Genomic DNA, 22,392 nt, shown 5'->3' with positions numbered 1-22,392 from the left:
TGGTTAACTGTTGACTGTTGACTGTTGACTATTGACTATTGACCAATTACAAATTAACTTCTTGTTGTTGATACAGGTAAAAATAATGACCTTTAGCAGCCATCAATTCTTGGTGACTTCCTTGTTCTATGACTTTTCCACTATCCATGACAACGATGATATCTGCATGGCTGACGGTGTTGAGGCGGTGGGTAATAAAGAAAACTGTGTTACCGCGAAAGGCTTGGGCTAAATTCAAACAGACTTGTCTTTCTGTGGGGTAGTCTAAGGCACTGGTAGCTTCGTCTAATACTAACAGTTTTGGTCTTTGGAGGACGGAACGAGCGATCGCAATTCTCTGTCTTTGTCCCCCAGAAAGTCCCGCACCTCTTTCACCTACACGGGTATTATACCCATTGGGTAAACCCATAATAAATTCGTGGGCAGCAGCTACACGCGCGGCTTCGATAATTTCTTCAGTGCTAGCATCGGGGTTTGTCAGGGCAATATTTTCCTGCACTGTCCCGTCAAATAATAGGGTTTCTTGGGGTACTACACCAACTTGTCGCCGCAATGAGTACAATTCGACTTTGGAAATATCGTAACCATCAATTAAAATTCTCCCCGCTTCTACGTCATACAAACGCAGCAGTAACTTCATCATCGTACTTTTACCGGAACCGCTTTGTCCGACAATACCGACAAATTTACCTGCGGGAATTTCTAAATTGACGTTGTTTAGTTGTAAGGGGCCACTTTGGGCAAATCTAAAGGAAATATTTTCGTATTTTACAGACCCTTGAATCTCAGGGAGGGGGATATTGTAGCGGTCGATTTCGGCTTCTTGGGGTGTATCAACAATATCGCTCAAACGTTCTAAGGATAATGCTGTTTCTTGGAAGCTTTGCCACAGTTGCGCCAAGCGTAAAATTGGACTGGTGACGTAACCTGAGATAATGCGGAAAGCGATTAATTCCCCTAAAGTTAATTCGCCTTGCAATACTAGATAAGCACCCACCCACAACACTAATAAACTGCTGAGTTTGTTGAGGAATTGGCTTGTGGAGTTAGCGAGAGTAGAAGTGACGACGGTTTTAAAACCAGATGCGACATATCGAGCATACCGCTCTTGCCAAGAAAAGCGCGATCGCAGTTCGATATTCTGCGCTTTCACTGTCTGAATACCAGACATCACCTCAACTAAATAAGATTGAGTTTCTGAGTTGCGTTCGGCTTTGGAACGTAACTGTCTACTAACTGTTGGCGATGCAATTAGGGTAATGACAACAAATATGGGAATTGTTCCTAACCCAACCAAGGTAAGTTGCCAGCTATAAAATAGCATGACGATGATGTAAACCACCGAGAATACAGCATCTAACCCTACTGTTAACGCCGTCCCGGTGAGGAATTGACGAATATTTTCTAATTCGTTGATGCGGGTAGCCAGTTCACCCACGGGGCGTTTTTCAAAGTAGCGTAGGGGTAGCCGCAGTAAGTGATCAATAATTTCTGAACCCAAACCCATATCGATACGGTTGGTAGTATCGACAAATAAGTAGGTTCTTAAGGTGGTGAGAACGGCTTCAAACACACCCACAACTAACAGCAACACACCCAAAACGTTCAGCGTACTGATACTATTTTGAACAATGACTTTATCAATAATTAGCTGAATAACTAGGGGGTTGGCTAAAGCTGCGAGTTGCACAAAGAAGGAAGCAATAAAAACTTCGATGAGAACCCGACGATAACGTGTTAGGTAAGGGAGAAACCACCGTAAACCGAAGCGTTCTTGGGGTGTTTCTTTGGTGGAAGACAGCAGTAGTACCCGAATTTGTGGGGGGTAACTTTCGGGAATAACTTCTAAATGTTCGACTATTTGCGCGGGTTTACAGCGTACTATGCCTTGGGATGGTACACCTAAAACGACTCTATTGGCATCGGCTGCATATAAAACAGCGTAACCATCATCATAGTGGACTAATGCTGGTGTAGGGACGCGAGTAATAGCAGCCGCAGGTATATCTACTAAATTAGCTTTGAGTCCGATTAACTCTGATAGGTAGGCGCAGGCGGGGAAGGAAATAGTCCCTTGACGTTTGATTTGCTCATTTAAAATGCGGCGCACTACTTCCTTACGAAAAGGAATTTGCAGGTGCTTGGTTAGCATTTGAAAGCAAGCAAATGTGGAATTTAACTCACCCCTACCACGAACAAAGGGGAATTTTTGCTTTTGTTTACTGTAGCTGGGGGAAGGTTCTGAGGAGGGAATATCTTGTTCGTCGGCGTAGGGAATATCTACAATTTCTGCTATGACTGGTTGGCTATCACTAATAGCCAATTGTCCGATTTGTTGATAATTGTTATCCAGAAATAACAAATCAAACGGTGATAAACCAATTAACCGTGCCGAAATTCCTCCACTCACCTCAATCACTTGATTACCATCGCTGGGTTCGAGGCGAGAACCCACTGGGTAATTTGTGACTGTACCGCCACTCACAAACCAAACACTATCACTATCTAATTGATGGGAAAAATTTCTGCCTGGAGGAAGGTAATCTACTTTGGCATTTTCCAAAGCTTGGATAGCCAGTTGGTCAAGATTATCAACTACATGAGCTTGTTGGGCTAATTGACTACCCAAAACATCAAAAATCTCAATAATGCTGCTGTGGCTTTGTCGCCCGTGCGCAAAAGCTGGATAGGAATCTAACAGGTTGAGGTAATCTGTAGCATTTATAGTTAAACCTATCACTTCATCGCTGGAAGCGATCGCTGTTTCACAAGCCACACCCCGCAATAACCCGATTTCACCAATAATTTCCCCTGATTTAAGTAACTTGAGGGTGCTGGGAACCTGGGTTTGCGGGTCAAATCCCAACAGCCGCACCTGTCCTTCATAAATAATCGTGATGCGGTCTGGTGTTTTTTCCTTACCAATAATTTTCTGCCCGATGCGATAGCGTAACGGCTGTATCTTGTCTATAAGATGATTCAGTTCCTCCCCCGGTAACTGGTCAAACCCTTCTAGGCTGAAAAGAAACTCTTGAAAAGCACTCTTTATATAAGTCATTTCTCACGTAATTAATTATCTATAAATTGAATACTCTTTGATGCCAACATAATCAAAACTGCGAGTGATTAATTTACGCAGATAAAATAACATTGGTTATTTTCACTCCATATACCCAATCACATCATCAGATGTGTAAATTACGTCAATATTACAGTTACACAAATATACTTCATATAAATTTATGAAAACATTAAGGATATATACTCAAATTAAAAGTATCATAAACTTATACTTTAGTAATTACTTGAGCTAAAATACTTAATCTTGTCTCTGTGCCTTGGTGTCTTTGTGGTGAAAATCTCTCATAGTAAGGAACAGAGAGCAGCGTTTTTTCTTTTGAATAGGAAGTTCTGAGTCATGAGTAAAAGTATTTAACCTTCTGCCTCCTACCTACGGCCGGTAGCGCAAACTAAAGTAAAAGCCCTCATCTTGAACATTGTTACCCCTGTCTTGTAAGTCTACGAAGGGAACAGCGTAGTCTAAACGTAGAGCGAGACGGTCAATACCCAAGGCATTATCCCACAGCATTCCTAAACCTGCACCAGCTAAGAAAGTTTGATCTGGTAATTTGTTGGGATTATCACCTTGATTCCAGACGACACCCATATCAAAAAAGGGCGCTAGTTGTATTGTTGGTAATCCTGCGACATTCCTTTGCACGATAATTCTGTCTTCTACTGACAACCTGACACCATTGTCACCGAAGCGGATGTTTTGTCGATAACCGCGTACAGATTGTCCTCCGCCAATAACAAATTGTTGGGAGGGTAACAAACTATTGGGGGTGAGTTGCACATCACCTTGGATGATTAATAGATTATTATTACTCAATTGTTGCGATCGCTGTATTTGACCCTGCCAACTAAAAAAGTGACTATCAGGAATGGGGTCTGGGTTACTCGTCGCATTGAATAAGCCGACACCAAAGTTAAATTGCGATCGCAAAAACCAAGCACCTTGAGAACTGCGACTGACATAATCTTGACCAAACTTAATCACACTGGTACGGCTCACGCCATTTTGATCAGGGCCGATACCGAAGGGGGTAGGGAGGCGGTCAAAGAGGAAAGTTTGACCATCTTGATATGTGAATCCTAATGATAAAGCAAACTCTTCTCTAGGCGATCGCCACAATGGTTGACGGTAATTAATTTCATATATATCCTGTTCACCTTGAATCCCCAAATCCTTAAATGGCGCTTCAGTAATTTTGCTGCTACTTGGAGAAACCCTCAGTTGCACAGTTCCGTTCATAGCGTTGACGGGAATTTGATATCCAAAATCAAAAGCCTCAAAACCACCCGTGAATGTACGATAATAAGCACCTGTAAGTAAATCCCCAAAGCCAGTTAAGTTACGATAACCCAGTTCTACCCCAAATCTTTCTCCACCCACACTAGGCGGGGAATAGTTATCAATTAAGAAGTTGCTAGTAAAGTTTTTCGCCTCTTGCACACGCACAATTAACAAACTTTGTCCCACTTGACCAGTAGGACGGAGGCTGGCTTCTACATTGGTAAATAGGGGATCGAGTCGCAATAATCGCAACTGTTCCTCCAACTTCACCGCATTGAGAGGAACACTCGCACCTAGTCGAATGCGGCTACGAATATAAGCTGGGTTAACATGCTGTGTCCCTTCAATATCAATGTCTGCTAAACGCCCTTCAATTACCCTAATCACTAAAACCCCATCTGTCGCCCCTGGTTGTGGAGTCACGGGAACGGCACGGGAATTGAGATAATTCTGATTTAAGTAAAGTTGCGTCACCGCATCAGCCGCTTTTCGCACCTCCTCCGCCGTCAGTTCTCGTCCTTCAAAGGGTTTGACTACAGGTGCAAAGTCACTTTGTCCAAAAACTGTGCTATCTATAACCCGAATTTCTTTTACATATAACTTTTCAGGAAATGTTGTTGTGTCTGCTGTTGCTGGTTGCTGATTAGATTCTGGCTGAGGTGGAGTAGTCTCTGCTGACTGTACTATTACTGATTCAGAAGATGAAGTCACCTCATCAGCTAGACTACGTTGTCCATTATCAACTAATAAACAAGCAATTGAGAGAATTAATAGTATTGAGCAATTAGTATAAAAATTTTCCATCTTTCCCCTGAGAAGACGATTGGCAGCAAAATTGCACAGTTTTGGCTGATTTGTAGATATCAGCTTTCTGTTTCCTTGACGGGATGGGTTTCTCACCGAAAACGACTGATGTTGATTTTGACCCATAGCGTTACTGCCCACGTATCTGAATAGCATATTTTTTACAAAAATTCTTAAAAAGTTTTGTAACTAAAAATGATTATTAACAGTAATTTCCCGTACAAGTGATAATACAGCATTATATTCTGGTAGTAGCAAAAATCCTGAGAGTAATTCCATGTCACCACTGATCTCCATTGTCATCACCAATTACAATCGAGAGCGTTATATTGGGGAAGCGATCGCCAGCGTCTTACAACAGACATGGCAGGATTTTGAGCTACTTGTGTGGGATGATGGCTCTACGGATGGGTCAGTGGCGATCGCTCAGAGATATGCCCAGCAAGATAGACGAGTGCGGGTAGTAACAGCACCGCATCAAGGAACAGCCAAGGCGCGTAAAGAGGCAATTTCTCAAACCACAGGCACTTATCTCGGTTGGGTAGATAGTGATGATATCCTCGCTCCTATGGCCTTAGCCCAAACACTCACCGTCCTCCAGCGTCATCCAGAAGTTGGCTTAGTTTACACCGATTACCTAGATATTAATGCTGATGGTCAAATACTAGGCTATGGTCATCGTTGTCGCATTCCTTACTCGCCCCAAAGGCTACTGGTAGACTTTATGACCTTCCACTTCCGCTTATTGCGGCGTTCTGTGTATGAACAGGTGGGAGGTGTGCATATATATGCCTCTGACTATACTTATGATTATGATTTGTGCTTGCGCCTGTCAGAAGTAACACAAGTATATAATCTCAAAAAGCCTCTTTATCTATATCGGATTCACAATCAAAGTATCTCAGTCGCTAACAGAACTAAACAAATTCTCTGGGCGCAACAAGCAGTCGCTAAAGCTTTGCAACGGCGGGGACTGGCGGATAAGTGGCGTATTGATGTGGAATTACCCTCTGGTCGCTTTATCTTGCGGCGTAAGCAAAGGCAGACAACTTTAACTAAGACAGCCTGTGCAAGTGTAGCTTGCTTATTGTCCTTATGGGGAATGAACACCCCCACCCAAGCCCAACAGATTACCCCCGCCGCCGATGGGACTAATACCATTGTCACACCCAACGGTAACAGAATTGACATTACAGGTGGCACAACTTCTAGTAACGGTCTTAACCTTTTCCATAGCTTTCAACAGTTTGGAGTTAGTGCAGAACAAATTGCCAACTTCCAAGCCAATCCCAACTTGCAAAATATCCTTGGTCGAGTGACAGGCGGTAATGCCTCGATTATCAATGGTTTAATTCAAGTAACAGGGGGCAACCCTAACTTATTCTTGATGAATCCCGCCGGCTTCGTTTTTGGCACTAATGCTAGTTTAAATGTTCCTGGCGCGTTTACAGCCACAACCGCCAACGGTATCAAGTTTGACGGTAGTTGGTTTAATGCTGTTGGTAATAATAACTATGCCGCCTTAGTGGGCAACCCTACAGGCTTTGCTTTTACCATGAGTCAACCAGGGGCTATTATCAATGCTGGTAACTTGGGAGTAGGTGAAGGACAGAGTTTGAGTCTTTTAGGTGGGACAGTCGTTAATACTGGACAACTTACAGCCCCAGCCGGGCAGATTGTAGTTACATCCGTACCTGGGCAGAATTGGGTGCGCCTCAGCCAGCCAGGAAATATTTTAAGCTTGGAAATTCAACCCCTCACACCCAATAGTAACCAACCCAACAATTGGACAGTGGCGATCGCCTCTTTACCAGAATTACTTACAGTCGGTAATACTAACACAGGCTTAACCGCCAACGCCGATGGTAGCGTTAAATTGACTAACTCCAACGTCACCATCCCTACTACCCCAGGCACAACTATTGTCAGTGGAAATGTGAATGTCTCTGGGAACACAGGCGGAACTGCCAGTGTTTTGGGTACAAAAGTCGGCTTAGTAGGCGCAAATATTAACGCCTCCGGCAATAACAACGGCGGTACTGTGTTAATTGGCGGAGATTACAAAGGTGGAGGTACTGTACCCAATGCTACGCAGACATACGTCGATTCCCAGACCACCATCAACGCTAATAGTAATCAAAATGGTAACGGCGGACGTGTAATTGTTTGGGCTGATAATTCCGCACAATTTTTTGGTAACATTTCCGCCCGTGGTGGCGCAAATGCAGGAAATGGTGGTTTTGTAGAAGTATCCGGCAAAAATTTCTTAACCTTCAACGGACAAGTAGATACTAGCGCCGCCAATGGTCAAGTAGGCACATTATTACTAGACCCCAGCACCTTAAATATTATTGATGCCGCATCCGGGGGTACATTTGATACCACAACAGGCACGATTCTCGCCAATGATCCTGATAATGGAGCAAATACCATTTCTTGGGGTAGGCTTAGGGCTTTGAGCAGTGACACTAGTATTAATCTGCAAGCAACAGGTGATATTACTATCGAAGATATCACAGGTACATCAGGTGTCACTTCCAACAACTTAGCTTCATTAGACTTGAGTACTGGTGGTAGTTTCAGCTTAACTTCCACCAATGGTGCTGTCAGATTTGTTGATCGTAATGACACCATTCAAACTGATGGGGGAGCGATAAACATTTCTGGGGCAAGTTTGTCATTGGGAAATCTCGATACCAGCAATATAAATTTTGGTAGTCAAGGTGGTAACGTCAGCCTCAGCGCGACAGTTGGCGATATTACCGTGGGTAACATTAACACCAGTGGAGAAGGAAGCAGCGACTTTCAAGGTATTGGTGGTAACGTGACTTTGCAAGCTACAGGCAATGTGACTGCTGGTAATATTGTGACTAGCGGTTTTGGCTACAACTCAAGTTTTCCCACCAATGTGCAACCATCTCTGGAGTCTACCCCAAGTACAGGCGGAAACGTTAATATAACAGCAACTGGAAAAATTGATGTAAAAGATATTACAACAACTGCGAGAGACTCACTTGCTACAGGTGGTAATGTTACCTTAACCACTACTAATCCATTTGGTAGTACGATTACTTTTAACAGCATTAACACTAGTGCTATAACTTACAATTCTAGTGGGAATGCTCAAAGTGGCAATGTACAAATCATCACCAATGGTTTAGTACAAGGAAATGGATTAGTAACACGGACAACATACACTATTAAAACCGACGCAGAATTTAGAGGATTTGGTTACGGCTATTCTTCTCCAGTGTTAACAAATGGTACGGTGGAAATTCAACATGATGGTGGACCAGACAATGTGCCATTTGTCGTCAATAATCCTAGTGTAAGCAGCACAGCACCGCTTGTAAATGGCACTGTAGGGTTAATTTCTACAGGTGATAACCCTAGTGCATCTGCTGGGAGTTTCCCCGTCTTGTCTAATGGGGGAATAGCCAGTGGCACACCCAGTAATATTACTATTAGGTCGATTAACACCCCGCCAACACTTACCACAACCTCTCCCATATCCTTGAATGCGCAACCGGGTGTAGGTTTTGACTTTACGTTCACAGCCAACGTTAACGATATCAATCAAGATAATACTACTGTTGTAATTGATGCCATCTTGGCAGGAACACTGAAGCGAGGTAATACAGTATTAGGAGCTGGAGACACTTTAACTGTGGGTGAAACATTACACTATACTCCGCCAGGGAATATCACTACTAACGGAAACATTGAAGCCTTCAGAGTCAAAGCCAGTGATATAGTTTCATCTTCGCCGACAGTACCCGTAGCGGTAGGAGTACAAGTCCCAACACCACCGCCACCGCCACCGCCACAAGTTGACAACTGTAAAATTTTGCCATCTGCTTGTAAACCATCAACTAATATACCACCAGTTAACCCGCCAAATAATGGTGGAGGTGATACCACTGTCACATTAAATCCCGATCCCGAACGTGACTTCACAAACGCAGTTGCTAGACAGTTAGGTGTAGCTGCACCAGGAATTAAAAGCATAGATGATGGCCAGGAAATTTTACAGCAAATAGAAAAAGCTACAGGTGTGAAACCTGCGTTAGTTTACCTCAGTTTTGTACCTGTAGAAATTGCTAGCAATACCTCGACTGGTAACAACAAATCTACTAAAATTTTAAATACCGTAGGTCAGAGCGATCGCGATCAATTAGAAATCATAGTAGTTACTGGTAAAGGAAACCCCATCCGCAAGCGCATCGACGGCACAACTAGAGCCACAGTGTTGCAAGTAGCCAAAGAATTTCGTGAGCAAATAGTTAATCCAGAAAACCGCGACACTCAAGGTTACTTACAACCATCCCAACAACTATATAAATGGATAATTGCCCCATTGGAGGCAGAATTACAAGCACAAGGCATCAATAATTTAGTCTTTTTGCCAGATGTTGGCTTACGGACAACACCGTTTGCAGCCCTCCACGATGGTAAACAATTCATTGTAGAGAAATACAGCATTGGCTTAATGCCCAGTCTCAGCTTAACTAACACTCTCTATACCGACATCAAAAAATCCCAAGTTTTGGCTTTAGGAATTTCTCAAAGCACTCAGGGACAACAACCACTACCAGCTGTTCCTGTTGAGTTATCAACTCTTGTTTCCAAACTCTGGCCGGGTAAATTACTCTTAGATAAGCAAGCAACATTAGACAATCTGAAAATGATTCGTCGCCAACAACCATTCGGCATTATTCATTTAGCCACCCATGCTGATTTTATTCCCGGCCCGTTAAGCAATTCCTATATTCAATTCTGGGAAGACAAATTGCGCTTAGACCAAATCAGACAATTAAGATTAAATGAACCCCAAGTCGAGATGATGGTGCTGAGTGCTTGTAGAACTGCTTTAGGGGATGAACAAGTAGAAATTGGGTTTGCTGGTTTAGCGGTACTTGCTGGGGTGAAAACTTCCATTGCTAGTCTGTGGGCTGTCAACGATGCAGGTACGGCAGCTTTGATGACGAAATTTTATGAATCCCTCAAAACTGCGCCCATCCGTGCAGAAGCACTCAGAGAAGCTCAGGTAGCTATGGCAAAAGGACAAGTTTACATTAAAGATGGTCGGGTGGAAGGTTTAGGCGGCGATCGCGGCTTGGTTTTACCTGCCCAAAGTGTCGCAGAAGATGAAGATACTATACAACTCACCCATCCTTATTATTGGGCAGCATTTACGATGGTGGGCAATCCTTGGTAAATTAATTTTTAATTTGTAATTCGTAATTCGTAATTAATACTTAGATTACCTATCTAATTTTTGTAAGTCTCAATTTGGGCTATGGCTTCTTCTGCCGACACATTACCGTAGATGACAGACATTATCCCTGGCAAATATTCATCCATCATCATTACGTTAGCGTAAACCAACCGTTGGATGAGTGCGGCTGTGAGTCTGTCACCTTCTACATCAATACTGGTTTTATAGCTAATCTCCCCATCGTTAAAATCTAGCTCAAAGTTGCCGAGCATCATGCCACAATTCGCTCTTGTGATCAACTCTGCTACAGCCAGTCGTTTATCTTCTGGTGCATTAACTGGACAAATCGAGTAGAAGATAAATTGTTGTTGTTCTTCTCTCGCTCTAGCGTAACAATTCCATTTGCCATTTTCACCTTGAAAACTGATTTGTAAAGCTGACTGTCCTGGAAGTTGTACAAAAGGCCAATCATCGGTGGTGAAGAAATTAATCATTTCCTCAAAAATATTGCTATCTATAGGAGAGGTTTGCGGATTTTTCTCTGGTTCAATATTTTTAAAGTTTTTCAAAAACTTATCAATTCCTTCTAACATTTTATCAGCCGCTTCTTGAGTTTTTGCTGATAAATTAGCCTCTGTCCAATCTTGAAAAAAATTAATAATTCCTTGGGAAACTTCTTCACTAGAAGTTGCTGTTTGACTAATATTTTCTGGACTAATATATGACCAAAGAGTGCGGTAGCCAACTTCTCCTAATTGCTGTTTCTGTTTTACAGATAATACTAACCAACTTTCGGTAGATAGTAATATATTGTCAGGTTGTTCTTGGCTTAATTTAAAGATATAATTTGCAGCCTCTTCAACATTGGTAATCTGTTCTGCTAACACTGGTATTAAATCAGGTTTAAGACTAAGTAAGTCGTGGAGAAAATTTATAAGTATGTAACAAAGAATTAAGCAGAAGAATAAGAGTTAAATTTTACACGTTGCGTACTGTAGTTTCCCTTTTCTCCTCTATTTTGAACTCCATCAATGACAGCATAGGCAAGGTCTAATTCATCCTCAAAACTTTGAGAAGCTAGTTCATTTTTTTTCAGGTGTTGCCACTCCAATTCAATTGGATTCATCTCTGAGCAATATTTAGGTAAAAAGAAGATGTACAAACCCATCTCTTCCCACTTTGTCCATAATTGCTGAACTTCTTTGCACCGATGTATCGGGCCGTTGTCCTGAACGATGACTCTGATACGACCTGCTTTTTGGGCTTCAAGTGCTTCAAGCTCCATCATTTGAATATAGGATTTGCGTGAAACGCCACCAATCACTAGACCGTACACAAAACTAATTAGGGGTTGAAGAAACCCAATAATACTTAACCTTCGCCCCCTACGTTTACTTTGCTCCAAGCGTTTTTGCTGTCCTCGAAAGTAATAACTGTAACTCGGTTCACTCCAAGCACAAAACCCTGATTCATCCACATACTTTAAATCGATTTCGCCAACAGCAGCAGATAATTCCAGCATTTCTAAGTCTGCCTGTTTGATTTGCTGTACTACCGGGTCTTGTTTCCCCTTATGACTTTTTCGTGTTCGCTTCCAAATGACCCCCTTTTTTTGAGTACCTGCCTTAACCAGTCAGGACTCAATTTCACGGAGCGTTCTTGCTCTAATTTTTGGGCTAATTGAACACTATTATATGTACGTGGTTCTTGCTCCAAGCATTTTTCTAAGAACGCCATGTCAGCTTCTGCCCACCTTGATTTTCCTCCCCGCCCTGCTTTCTCCCACAGTCCTTCTAGACCTTGTTTTTCCCATCTATGCAAAACTTCTCTTACTGTTTGGGCAGTCCAGTCAAAGTGATCTGCTATCTTCTCTACGTACCAACCATGTGCGCTTAATCTGATCACTTCGGCTCGGTCTTTCACTTTCTGGGGTACATCTGCCGTTCTCAGGTTGAACAGAATTTTATCTTGCTTAGGAGTCAGAAATACCCTTAAACGGCTGCCCATATCCCTGTTACCTTGGTAGACACATTTATGTATTTACTTATCTTTACACACTTTGGTTTTTTCACCTTGTTCTACTTAGTTTCTATAGTAATATTAGTGTCATGCAGGAAATTTACTTGTTCAAAGTTGTAGATACCTGGTTTGAGGTTGAATAACTCTTCAGTTTCGATACGGTTGTAGAGTTGTGGTGTAACTTGGAGGGTGAGGCGACAATCAAGGAGTTCATTATTTTTTGTTGTGAAAGTGAGATTAACAGCACAAACAACTAAGGGAGATTGGGCGGAGTCGAGAAAGGTTACTTCGTTGTTTATTTGATGGCTAGCACTTTGTGATAACATTGGCGATAAATTTATACTTGATTTTTAACCACCATGACAGTGCTAGAATAGCGATCGCTCCACCAATTATTACATTGTCAAATGAGTATCGAGTGATCAGACTTTATATTCACTTGTATCGCTATTCCTAGCTTCAGCGTGATGTTATGCTCAGTTATACCTAACTTTTTCTAAGATAGATGGGTAATCCATATCAGCAGCGTAAGCCGCAGCATCGAGACAATTAACAATCATAGGCATTTGTAACTCTGTATTAAAGTAGAATATACCAGTACGAAAAGCAATTTCTCCAGTAGTATAATTCAACTCAAAACTGCCAAAAAAGGTTGTCAGATTTAACTGATTGAGGCATCTTGCGATTCGCTCGTTTTCAGACTTCGTAACTTTGATAGGTAGGTAAGCAATCGCTAGTATAATATATTTATCTAAATTCATAATATTCAGATGAACTATTAATTCAGCATTTTGCCCCTGATAGCGAGTGTGATATAGACCATTGTTAGCCTTTTCTAAATTCCAATCTTCTGTTTTTAAAGCTTGTAAAATTTCTTCTTCCATAAGCCCTGCATCTTCCTAAATTATTTAGTTGAGGTTGGCTTGTTGAAATGCGCCCTCTATGGACATACCCTCTTCTAAAATTGCTGGAATTGATAACCAGAAATCTTGCACTCCTTGATAAACTTCTTGAGTAAGATTGTGTACTATTTGAGTATTTAATTGAACGTTCTCAAAAAACAGACCAATTCTAAAATATACTTGTCTACTATTTATATCTAATTCTAGATTACCAATGGGAATGCGATAATTTGCATAATTGATAAATTCTAGAATTATAGATTCTTTCTCTTCTGGTATCAATAAAGGAATATTCCCCTTAACAGACAACATTTTATGCTCGTCTTGACAGTAAAAAGAGATAAAAAATTCTCTTTGACTTGTCTCTATAGGAATTAATAACCAATAATTATCTGTTTGTGTTGGTTGCCAACCAGCTTCCTGTAAAGCAGACATTATAAAATGTATATCATAAATTTGATTCATAATTAACCGTTGTTAGGCAAATCAAGATATTTGATAATAGCATCACTAAATTTGCTCACAATACTTTCATCTTTATCAGATTTATGATCTGCAAAGAGTTTGCGTAAATCTTGGTATAGTTTGGGATTCTTATCTTTGACTGCGGATAAATCTCTACTTGTTACAATTGCTCTTTTACCTTCATGATTCAGCCGAGAATCAAGTTCCTCTGGTTTCACATCTCTAGGATTAGGATCGCTCTCGGCTTGAGACATGGAAAGATGTTGGAAGACATTTTCATTCTCATCTTTAAAGCCTTTACTTCTCTCATCAAGTGACAACATATTGGTAATATGTGCTACAGAATGCCGCGATGGTTCGGCAACAACTGATGCGACAAATACTGTTTCCTGATTGGATGTACCTGTGATGCTACTGGGAAAATTCTTATAAAACTCTTTAGCTTGTTTAACAGATACAGGATTACTACCATAATCATATTTACTTGTTAATTCACGGGGAACTCCAACTTTTGCTTTGGTACTCAAGTTTAAACCTGTAATCTTCTTATTTTGGATTAGTTCTTTACAGATATTCAGCATGGTACTAGGGTTTCTCGCACTCTCTATGGCAGTGTAATCTTGTTGAATCCGCTCAATTAACTTTTCTTTATCTTTGATTTTGTCTGTTTTATCTTCAGCAGCAATTTTCTCATTTTGTTGAATGACTTCGATTGCTTTCTCAGCTTTTGCTTTTTCGCCTTGTAAGTCTTTGAGTCTCTTTTGTAATAATGACCTAGTTTGTTTGTAGGTATCACCGCTAGCAGATTTCAAATAGTAGTCGTATATTGGATTTGCTTTAGATGTAGGTACGATATAGTAATTATTCACCTGGCAAACAAAGAAATCTCCTGCACCAACTTTAAAAGTATTACTGGGATAAAATTCTGCTTGACTGGCTACAGAATAAGCTATCTGTGCTTTAGCTAATTCTTGATGAATTTTATTACCTTCTTGTTTGATTGTTTCTTCTCTATCAGCTCTGGAACGTTCTAGTAATTCACGATCTCTCTGTGGTGTCTCAGCAGTTGGGTTTTCGATAGCAGCACCACGAGGATTTATGACACCGGCTGATTTTCCAGTTTCCTGACTTTGATTAGCTCTGGAACTTTCAAGCAATTTCCGATTTCTTTTTGATGTCTCAGTTGTGGGATTTTCTGTCGTAGAAGTAGTGCGAGGATCTGTTAATCCTGATAATTGTCGTGCTTTACCAGTGCGAATATCAACTTTGGTATAACCTTTATAATAGGTGTTAGAAACTTGCTTCAGAGATTCATACAGCAGTTTATCAAATCTGCCTTCATCTTCTTCATTGTTCTTATTTTCGACCTGGTTTGATTGACCTTCAGGATTAATTTTTCCTTCAAAGTGAATGATATCTCCATCGTTTGTATGTTTATCAACAACTAGCTTGAGATATTGCATTCGGTAGTTGCTCTTGATAACTTTGATGCGGTTATTCACTTCTTTTAGAGATAATTTGTCATTATCACCAATCTTTTCTGCTTCCTTGAGTGCAGCTTTTAAATCGGTTGACTTCTGTTCTTGTGTGCGCTTATCTTCACCAGCAAAAGTGGCTGCTTTCTGATCATTAACCCAATTCTTACCAGCTTCCTTCTTATCTTCAACCCACTGCTTACCAGCTTTGTATTTTTCCTTAGCTGAATCTTTCAGCTTGCCAGCTTTCTTACCTAACTTACTATTTTTAAACTTGTTACCAATTTTCTTAAACGCTTTCGTACCTTTATCGATGATCCAATCAACTGCTTTCTCCACGGGTTTGCGCAGTTTTTGGAAGATGGCTTGAATCTTACCAGCTATTCCACCTAAGCCTAAAAGACTTGCTAGGAAACTGATGACTACAGGTAAAGATTTAGCTAGGGCATTTTCCACACCTTTGATTGCTTGGTCAAGTGAACCAGCAGCGATCGCCCCAATTGCATCCAGTATGGCATTAATTAAATCAGCAATCTGCCCGGCGCGTTCGATAAAGAATTTGACAATCTCATAAATCGCCTTCGCTGCTTTAATGAAGGCTGAGGCTGGTGTTAGTAGGCTCAAAATCCACTCAATACCTGCTGTAATCACTTTCTCAATGACGAAGTTCTTGATAGGTTCAATTACCAAGGTATTGAGGTCGCCAATTCTGTCTTGCACAAACTGCCACATCCCAGCTATTCCCTGACTAGCTAAGACTCTAAATACCTCAACACTTTGCTCCATCCGGCTAACTTTCTTCTCACCCAATCGTTTCACAGCTTGGGCGCGAATTACTTCATAGGTAAAGCCCAAAAGCTGCATTGCTACGCTAAAAATCCCTTTGATGTCAAGATTTTCTGGAATTTGAAGTCCACTTGCTGCCATAGTCCCAGTCAGCCAGCCAATTAATCCTGCTTGGAGGTACTTGCCGATATTCTTCATAAAGTTGAGGAAGCCTTGCTTCACCGCCTGGATTAAATTTCCCAGGAAGCCTATCGGGTCTTTGAGGATTTGCCCGACTACACTAGCAACTCTAGCTAATACCTGAAGCAGCATTTTTGTCAATTCAATGATCGTTTTGATCACGCCGACAATGAAGTCTAAAGCTTTCTGCACCAAACCTTGATTTGCCGCTTTCATCTCTTCAATGCGGGCATCCACAGCATCCAGATTTTCTTTATACTTCTGGGCTAGGGTATCAATTAGCTCATCTTGCTTGCTGTCAACAGTCTGCTCTAACTCGGCAAATTTACTTTCAATATCTGCGGCTGCTTTTTGACCAACTCCTTTCAGGTCTTGGGGTAATTTGTTGATGTAGTTCTGAATTTCCTGCTTACCAGAGGCAATTTCCGCTTTGGCTTGGGTCAGACCTTTACTGATAATGGCGACAACGTTGTTGATCACCCCATCCATTTGTTTGATGTAAAGATTGCGACCTTCTTCATAGAAAGCGTTCACCTCTGATGGCATACCAAACAATTTATCTTTCAGCCATTTTCCAGGCCCCCAAAAACCACTGTAGCGATCGCTCTTATAATCATCCATCCGCTTGCCGACATAATCCTCAAAGGCTTTCTTCGCCTCGGCCGCACCACTATCAAAGGCTTGGATGACTTGACCGTCTAATTCACTGAGGCTTTTCTCAACCTTAACCTTAGTATTCTCATAAATTTTGTTAATATCGCCTGCAACTTTTGCCCTGGCTTGCTCATCCTTACCTTTGGCTCCCACCTGATGGTCTGCTACCTGACCCAAATTTTGACTACGGGTATTGTGCATTGCATCCAGATGTTGTTTAACTGTAGTTTCCGCCGTAGCTTGAGCCGTTTTCAGAATAGCTTGTTCTTGTAGGCGATATTTAGGCGGTGCTTCTACAGCGCTGGTTTGTGCATCTTTCTTAGCTGCCAGCGCTCCTTGAAACTCTGGTTCGTTAGACTTAGCTAACTGCTCCTCGGTAACATCCGCCTCACTCATCTGCTGCTCAATTTTCTGACTATCGGCTTGCAGTGGTGCTTCTACTTCACCTTGTCCTTTCGATTTAGGTGCGGCTTGATTTGCACCTACACCTGATGGCGGTTTGCCTGGGTCAGTTTTTGACAGTGGCGTTACTTGTTTCGCTTCAATACCGCTAGTGTCTGGTTTTTCTTTGGTCTTCTCTGCTAACGGTTCTTGAGTAGCTTTCTGTCCTTCTTTAACCTGACCACTCAACTCACCTTTAACTGAGTCAAGCTGGTTGTTATTTTTAAAGTTGTCAGCCTCCTCTAAGGTTTTAGGAGCCATGTCAGCAATTCGCTGCATCAATTTGGCTTTGAAAGCTGCTGCATCAAATGCTGGAGTCTGGGTTTTTTCCATCTCACCAACTTGATTAGCTTGAGCCTTACTATCTACTTCATTACTAGGAGGTTCGGCTGCTGCTTGCGCTTCCCCTGCTTTTTTATCAGCAGGCCCGTGTTTTTTCTTTTGATGTGCAACTTCTTTAGTTGTGTTAACTACCGCTTGAAAGGCTGGGTCTTCTTCGGGGGAAGCTGGAGCCTTTTCGCCATCACCAGCCACAGCTTCATTACCTTGTGGTGTCTCAGGTATAGCACCAGCTTTACCAGCTACATTTGACGCAGGTAAATTTCCTGCTGCTTGATTTGTCTTGACTTTAGGTAATCCAGGTTTACCTTGACTTTGCGCTTGAGAATTTATTTTTTGAGAATTAGCTTTAGTATCTTTCGGCTCTGGTTGGGACTGTGGACTTACTTGTTTCCCAGTTGCAGATTTATCATCTTTTGACTCTGGCTGGTTTTCTTGATTACCCTTAGCTTGTTCCCCAGTTGCAGATTGATTTTGAGCAGACCCTACTACCGCATCACGTTTTTTTGTAGGGGGTGGGTCTGTTGCTGTATCCCCTCCATCTGCTGGTGGAGTGGATACAGCTTGCTGCTTTTGTGTCGGGGGCTGATTTTGTTGTTCTTGGCTTCTTGTATCCGTTTTAACTTCTACTGCATTTGTTTTGTTTTCTGTCTCCTCGGTTGGTTTTTGCGAACTCTCCCGCATTTGGATGGCTTGCCCAGAATCCGCAGTATATTTTGTTTGGAGTTTGTTTTCTTTTGGTGCTAGATGAAGAGATTTACGCTGTACAGCACCGCCATTTTGCTGGATCACATGGGTCAATTCATGGGCTAGTAATTCCTTGCCTGAATTACTTCCTGGTGAATATTCGCCCTGGCGGAAGAAGATATCTTGCCCTGTGGTAAAGGCACGCGCTTGTATAGATTTGTTTAGTTTGTCAGACTGAGCATCAGTATGAATATGTACCGTATCAAAATCAGCCCCAAATGCTTGCTCCATTGGTTGTTTGATATCGTCTGCAAGCGGCTGTCCACTACCTCGTGACTGTTGAATGGAAGTTTCTAAATCTGATGTCGCAGTCATTCCACTTAGACGATGCTGCACCATCGGCTTCATCTGTAATTCCTCTTCTTCCTGCGACGCTTGTTGACGTTGTAGTAGGGAAGCAGAGGAATTATCTACAGCCTTCATCTGTAATTCCTCTTCCTCTGGCGCTTGTTGGCGTTGCACCAAAGGCGTGACAAAATTAGCCAGAGGTTTCATTTGCAATTTTTCCTCTTCCTCTGGCATTTGCTGAGGTTGCACATACTGACGCGCAGGTTGGGCGATTTTTCGCATCACCTGCTGGGCTATGCTATCGGCTTGCTGTTCGTAAAAGTCTCCTGGCTGGCTAATTGAGAGTTTTGCTTGGGGACGCAGGGAAATTTTACTAATGTCGTGGCCTGGAGGTTTTTCGAGGAGTTCGGTTTCAGGAACTGCTGCGGGTGAGGTTTCAGGCGAATCTAAACCGAAACCGCGCGTCGGTTGTTTGAGTGTGGGTACTGAGATAGTGGTGGTTTTCTTACCCTGACCTACCTGTTCTCTCATAATGATTCTCCTGATACCCAAGCAGCAGTTAGACAATACCTTGCCACTATAAACAACTAGGATATTGCGATCGCTCTCACAACACAATTCGCCTAAAGTCTAAATTATAGCCATCGCACACAAATCATCCAGGCTCCTCTACTGAAGCCTATGACCGAGGTGAAAAGTTCAGAAAATATCGCTCTGTTGCCAGCTTTTGTGAATATGTGCTGGTGAGTCAAACTGAACCTTACATTGAGCAATATTATAATCAGGATCATCAAAGTAGCTATCGCTGGTCATGGCAAGTTTATTCTGATATCCAGCAAGCGATCGCACTGCACAGTTTAAATGTAGAAATTCCTCTGGCTGAAATCTATAGTCGCATCGATTTTTAAGGGTGGCTAACTCTCTTATAATCATACAAAAAGCAGGCGATCGCACTGGGGTTTTCCAGCAGTTCGGTTTCGGGAACTGCTGTGGGTGAAGTTTCAGGCAAATCTAAACCGAAACCCCGCGTCGGTTGGTTTATTATGTCCAATTTCCATGATATTGCACCAACGTTCCTTTAGCTTGCATATCTGTTAAAGCTGGTACGCTCGCTATCAGATTATTTGTCAAATTCAATGTTCCTTGTTCTATTGCTGTTATCGAATTTTGTCGGTCATTGTGCATACCTTGATGTTCAGGCTTCAGCCTGTCGATTTCCTTATTTATCTTATCTTTATCGCCTTTGTATTGCTTTTTCACGTCTGTCACAATTTCTTTCCATGATTCCTTTATATTGGCATCCGCATTAGTCTTCGCTTTGCCAGCCTCTTCAGTGATCCTTGTCTGGATAGTGCGTTCATCTAATGCCGTTCCACGCGCGTAGTTGAGATTATCATACTCTGTAACTGGGCTTCCTCCCTTTACATCCTCGATCCCAAACCCTTCTTTTGCAACTTTACTCAATACCTTTTTATATCTCCCTTCTAGTGTTATGTGTACGTTGTTATTCTCTGTATAATTTGTACGGTCAAATGGTGCATCCCCAGACTCCAAGGTTTCTGTTTTTATACTCTTTGCGTTCTTCCCTGGCACGGGCTTCAGTCCTTGAGCTTTAGCTACACTCTCGTTTATTACCTTCTCGTTATCAACTGTACTGCGAGATAAGTGAACATAGTTATGTGGGTCATCACTGTCTATGATCTCCATACTAGCTACCCAGTTCTTTTCTCGCTTATCGAAAGTCGTCACTCGACGTTCAGCACAATTGATGACAATCTCTCCTCCCCTACTCCCCTGATTATTCGCCTTGATCAATGGCAAGCTCGGTTTCATAGCTATCTTGTTGCCACTTTCCGCCGTTGTTTTTTGGTTTATGGTATAGTCATTTGCCAGTTTGCCAACTGATGTTGAAGTTAATCGATTTACCAACATACCGGGTTGTTGCGGGTATGGCGTAAGAGAGCTAGGCGATCGCTGCACCGCCCCCCCATTCTGCTGCACAACATGGGTTAACTCATGCGCCAACAACTCCTGACCGCCCCGACTCCCTGGATTATATTCTCCCTGGCGAAAGAACACATCCTGCCCTGTTGTAAAAGCACGCGCCTGAATTGATTTATTCAACTGGTCAGATTGAGTATCTGTGTGAACTTTCACTTTACTAAAATCAGCCCCAAACGCCTGTTCCATCGGTTCTCTAATATCGTTCCCTAGTGGCTGTCCACCACCCCTAGCTTGATTAATGGAGGTTTCCAAGTCAGATGTAGCCGCCATTTCACCTCCACCTTGACGCTGCACCATCGGCTTCATTTGCAATTCTTCTTCCTGCGGCACTTCCTGACGTTGCAGTATGCTAGAGTCCAAAGATTTCATTTGCAATTCTTCTTCTTCCTCTGGTGCTTGCTGGCGTTGCAGGGTGTTAATGTCCAGAGGTTTCATCTGCAATTCTTCTTCCTCTGGTGCTTCTTGACGTTGAATAGACTGGCGATTTCCAGACTGCGCTATTCTTTGGATGACCTGCCGCGCTACACTATCAGCTTGTTGTTCGTAAAAATCTCCAGGCTCGCCAATTGTCAGTTTTGCTTGGGGACGATGCAGTGCAATACGGCTAATATCGTGACCCAGAGGCTTATTCATGGGTTGTACTTCTGTCACTGCTGACGGTGAAGCGTTCAACGACTCTAAACCAAAGCCGCGTGTTGGTTGTTTGAGAGTCGGTATGGAGACAGAGGAAGTAGTTTTTTTCCGTTGAGCTATACGTTCCCTCATATTATGCTCCTAATACTCCAGCAGTGAATAATATTTTACCAGTATAGAGATAAGAATACAGCAATTATCATCATCACACTATTCGCCAAAAGTCTAAAACAGCAAAAATCAAGTTCGACTTTTGGCTAGTTCTGATTCTCATGCAGTAAGTTTAGCCTTGATTTTAGAACTAATTTTGAGTTTTAGTTTATGGACTCAACTGGAAAGGAAAATTTTTTCACACCCAGTAGTGATATCGGCGGTACACCTGGATATGCAGGTTCGGCGTTTGCATCCAATGCAGAAGGAGTAGGGAAAACAGCCGATAAATATCTTAATGATTCGTTGGTATTAAATCAGCTAACTGAACGCGTATATCAACTTTTACTCGAAGATATGCGTATCCAACGCGAAAGAGTTAACTATGGTCATCAAAGGTGGTAGCTATGGCTGGAAACAATAACGGTAACGTGACTCATGAATTAAACTACGTCACTACTAATCGATTTTATGTAGAAATAGATAAAGCGATCGCTGCATCTTTTACCGAGTGTTCTGGCTTAAGCGTCCAAATTAAAAAAAATGTATTTTACGAAGGTGGAGTCAACGACCAGCAGAGAATTTATTTAGGTCAAACAGAATTTGCTGACGTAACTTTAAAACGTGGAATCACAGATAACCAAGGTTTTTGGAAATGGATTAGTTCAGTTTTTACTAAAAAATCAACTCGGCGTAATGTGAATATTTTAGTATTCAATCAAGCCGGGGAAACCATGATGAGTTGGACTTTGATTGGTGCTATTCCTATAGCTTGGAAAACTCCTGGGCTGCAAGCCGATGGTAATGCAGTTGCTATTGAAGAATTAACTTTAGCTTATGAAGGTTTGGAAGTAGGCAAAGATAAAGGTGGCGGTAATCCTACATCACGAATGCAAACGGGATTTTTCTCATCGCATTAGATTTAACCTA

Annotated in this window: 13 protein-coding genes and 1 pseudogene; 4 read left to right on the top strand and 10 right to left on the bottom strand. The window is 42.0% G+C overall.

What is annotated here, in order from left to right; translation table 11 throughout:
* Positions 1-46: 46 nt before the first annotated feature.
* Both NSMS1_RS07990 and NSMS1_RS07985 read right to left on the bottom strand, forming a co-directional pair.
* Complete coding sequence (locus NSMS1_RS07990) at positions 47-3,058, bottom strand: peptidase domain-containing ABC transporter (protein WP_224092392.1); 3,012 nt, start codon at positions 3,056-3,058, stop codon at positions 47-49.
* 393 nt (positions 3,059-3,451) lie between these two features.
* Positions 3,452-5,287 (bottom strand): ShlB/FhaC/HecB family hemolysin secretion/activation protein, encoded by a 1,836-nt coding sequence (locus NSMS1_RS07985; RefSeq protein WP_224092391.1) that lies wholly within the window; start codon positions 5,285-5,287, stop codon positions 3,452-3,454.
* Positions 5,288-5,438: 151 nt separating this feature from the next.
* On the opposite strand from NSMS1_RS07985, the gene NSMS1_RS07980 reads away from it, so the two are divergent.
* Entirely contained in the window at positions 5,439-10,379 is a 4,941-nt protein-coding gene (locus NSMS1_RS07980; protein WP_224092390.1) for a CHAT domain-containing protein, read from the top strand.
* 53 nt (positions 10,380-10,432) lie between these two features.
* Here the strand turns inward: NSMS1_RS07980 and NSMS1_RS07975 are convergent, their stop codons facing one another.
* The 6 genes from NSMS1_RS07975 to NSMS1_RS07950 form a co-directional block, all read right to left on the bottom strand.
* Positions 10,433-11,266 (bottom strand): YbjN domain-containing protein, encoded by an 834-nt coding sequence (locus NSMS1_RS07975; RefSeq protein WP_224092389.1) that lies wholly within the window; start codon positions 11,264-11,266, stop codon positions 10,433-10,435.
* A 65-nt stretch (positions 11,267-11,331) separates the two neighbouring features.
* A protein-coding gene (locus tag NSMS1_RS07970) for an IS630 family transposase (protein ID WP_224092388.1) occupies positions 11,332-12,386 on the bottom strand; the annotation gives its coding sequence in 2 pieces (ribosomal slippage) (positions 11,332-11,991 and positions 11,994-12,386; 1,053 coding nt in all).
* A gap of 71 nt (positions 12,387-12,457) precedes the next feature.
* Complete coding sequence (locus NSMS1_RS07965; RefSeq protein ID WP_224092387.1) at positions 12,458-12,724, bottom strand: hypothetical protein; 267 nt, start codon at positions 12,722-12,724, stop codon at positions 12,458-12,460.
* Between the two features lie 150 nt (positions 12,725-12,874).
* Positions 12,875-13,282 (bottom strand): YbjN domain-containing protein, encoded by a 408-nt coding sequence (locus NSMS1_RS07960; RefSeq protein ID WP_224092386.1) that lies wholly within the window; start codon positions 13,280-13,282, stop codon positions 12,875-12,877.
* A 24-nt stretch (positions 13,283-13,306) separates the two neighbouring features.
* The gene (locus NSMS1_RS07955; RefSeq protein ID WP_224092385.1) at positions 13,307-13,765 is read right to left on the bottom strand and encodes a YbjN domain-containing protein; all 459 of its coding nucleotides are present in this window, start codon (positions 13,763-13,765) and stop codon (positions 13,307-13,309) included.
* A gap of 2 nt (positions 13,766-13,767) precedes the next feature.
* A complete protein-coding gene (locus tag NSMS1_RS07950; protein WP_224092384.1) occupies positions 13,768-19,206 on the bottom strand; it encodes a DUF4157 domain-containing protein in 5,439 nt (1,812 codons plus the stop codon).
* 137 nt (positions 19,207-19,343) lie between these two features.
* Between NSMS1_RS07950 and NSMS1_RS07945 the strand changes: the two are divergent.
* Positions 19,344-19,583, top strand: a pseudogene (locus NSMS1_RS07945) (Uma2 family endonuclease); the annotation flags it as partial.
* On the opposite strand, the gene NSMS1_RS07940 reads toward NSMS1_RS07945, so the two are convergent.
* Positions 19,580-19,726: a hypothetical protein gene (locus NSMS1_RS07940; protein ID WP_224092380.1), complete on the bottom strand. Its 147-nt coding sequence runs from the start codon at positions 19,724-19,726 to the stop codon at positions 19,580-19,582. The pseudogene NSMS1_RS07945 and the gene NSMS1_RS07940 overlap by 4 nt on opposite strands.
* Positions 19,717-21,444, bottom strand: coding sequence for a DUF4157 domain-containing protein (locus NSMS1_RS07935; RefSeq protein ID WP_224092378.1), 1,728 nt, complete (start codon positions 21,442-21,444; stop codon positions 19,717-19,719). The genes NSMS1_RS07940 and NSMS1_RS07935 overlap by 10 nt, the downstream gene beginning before the upstream one ends.
* A 189-nt stretch (positions 21,445-21,633) precedes the next feature.
* Here NSMS1_RS07935 and NSMS1_RS07930 point away from each other — a divergent pair, with 189 nt between their 5' ends.
* Together NSMS1_RS07930 and NSMS1_RS07925 are read left to right on the top strand one after the other, a co-directional pair.
* On the top strand, positions 21,634-21,867 hold the full coding sequence (locus NSMS1_RS07930) for a hypothetical protein (protein WP_224092376.1): 234 nt from the start codon (positions 21,634-21,636) through the stop codon (positions 21,865-21,867).
* A gap of 2 nt (positions 21,868-21,869) precedes the next feature.
* On the top strand, positions 21,870-22,382 hold the full coding sequence (locus NSMS1_RS07925) for a phage tail protein (protein ID WP_224092374.1): 513 nt from the start codon (positions 21,870-21,872) through the stop codon (positions 22,380-22,382).
* The last annotated feature ends 10 nt before the right edge of the window (positions 22,383-22,392 follow it).

Origin of the sequence: Nostoc sp. MS1 (genome assembly GCF_019976755.1) — a bacterium.
Lineage (GTDB): Bacteria > Cyanobacteriota > Cyanobacteriia > Cyanobacteriales > Nostocaceae > Trichormus.
The sequence above is the reverse complement of the archived record's forward strand: the minus strand, read 5'-3'. Positions and strand labels throughout refer to the sequence as shown.

Coding starts and splice junctions, on each gene's coding strand:
- NSMS1_RS07950 (WP_224092384.1), bottom strand. CDS start 19,206: ATGAGAGAACAGGTAGGTCAGGGTAAGAAAACCACCACTATCTCAGTA.
- NSMS1_RS07980 (WP_224092390.1), top strand. CDS start 5,439: ATGTCACCACTGATCTCCATTGTCATCACCAATTACAATCGAGAGCGT.
- NSMS1_RS07935 (WP_224092378.1), bottom strand. CDS start 21,444: ATGAGGGAACGTATAGCTCAACGGAAAAAAACTACTTCCTCTGTCTCC.
- NSMS1_RS07960 (WP_224092386.1), bottom strand. CDS start 13,282: ATGGAAGAAGAAATTTTACAAGCTTTAAAAACAGAAGATTGGAATTTA.
- NSMS1_RS07925 (WP_224092374.1), top strand. CDS start 21,870: ATGGCTGGAAACAATAACGGTAACGTGACTCATGAATTAAACTACGTC.
- NSMS1_RS07955 (WP_224092385.1), bottom strand. CDS start 13,765: ATGAATCAAATTTATGATATACATTTTATAATGTCTGCTTTACAGGAA.
- NSMS1_RS07990 (WP_224092392.1), bottom strand. CDS start 3,058: ATGACTTATATAAAGAGTGCTTTTCAAGAGTTTCTTTTCAGCCTAGAA.
- NSMS1_RS07965 (WP_224092387.1), bottom strand. CDS start 12,724: ATGTTATCACAAAGTGCTAGCCATCAAATAAACAACGAAGTAACCTTT.
- NSMS1_RS07930 (WP_224092376.1), top strand. CDS start 21,634: ATGGACTCAACTGGAAAGGAAAATTTTTTCACACCCAGTAGTGATATC.
- NSMS1_RS07985 (WP_224092391.1), bottom strand. CDS start 5,287: ATGGGTCAAAATCAACATCAGTCGTTTTCGGTGAGAAACCCATCCCGT.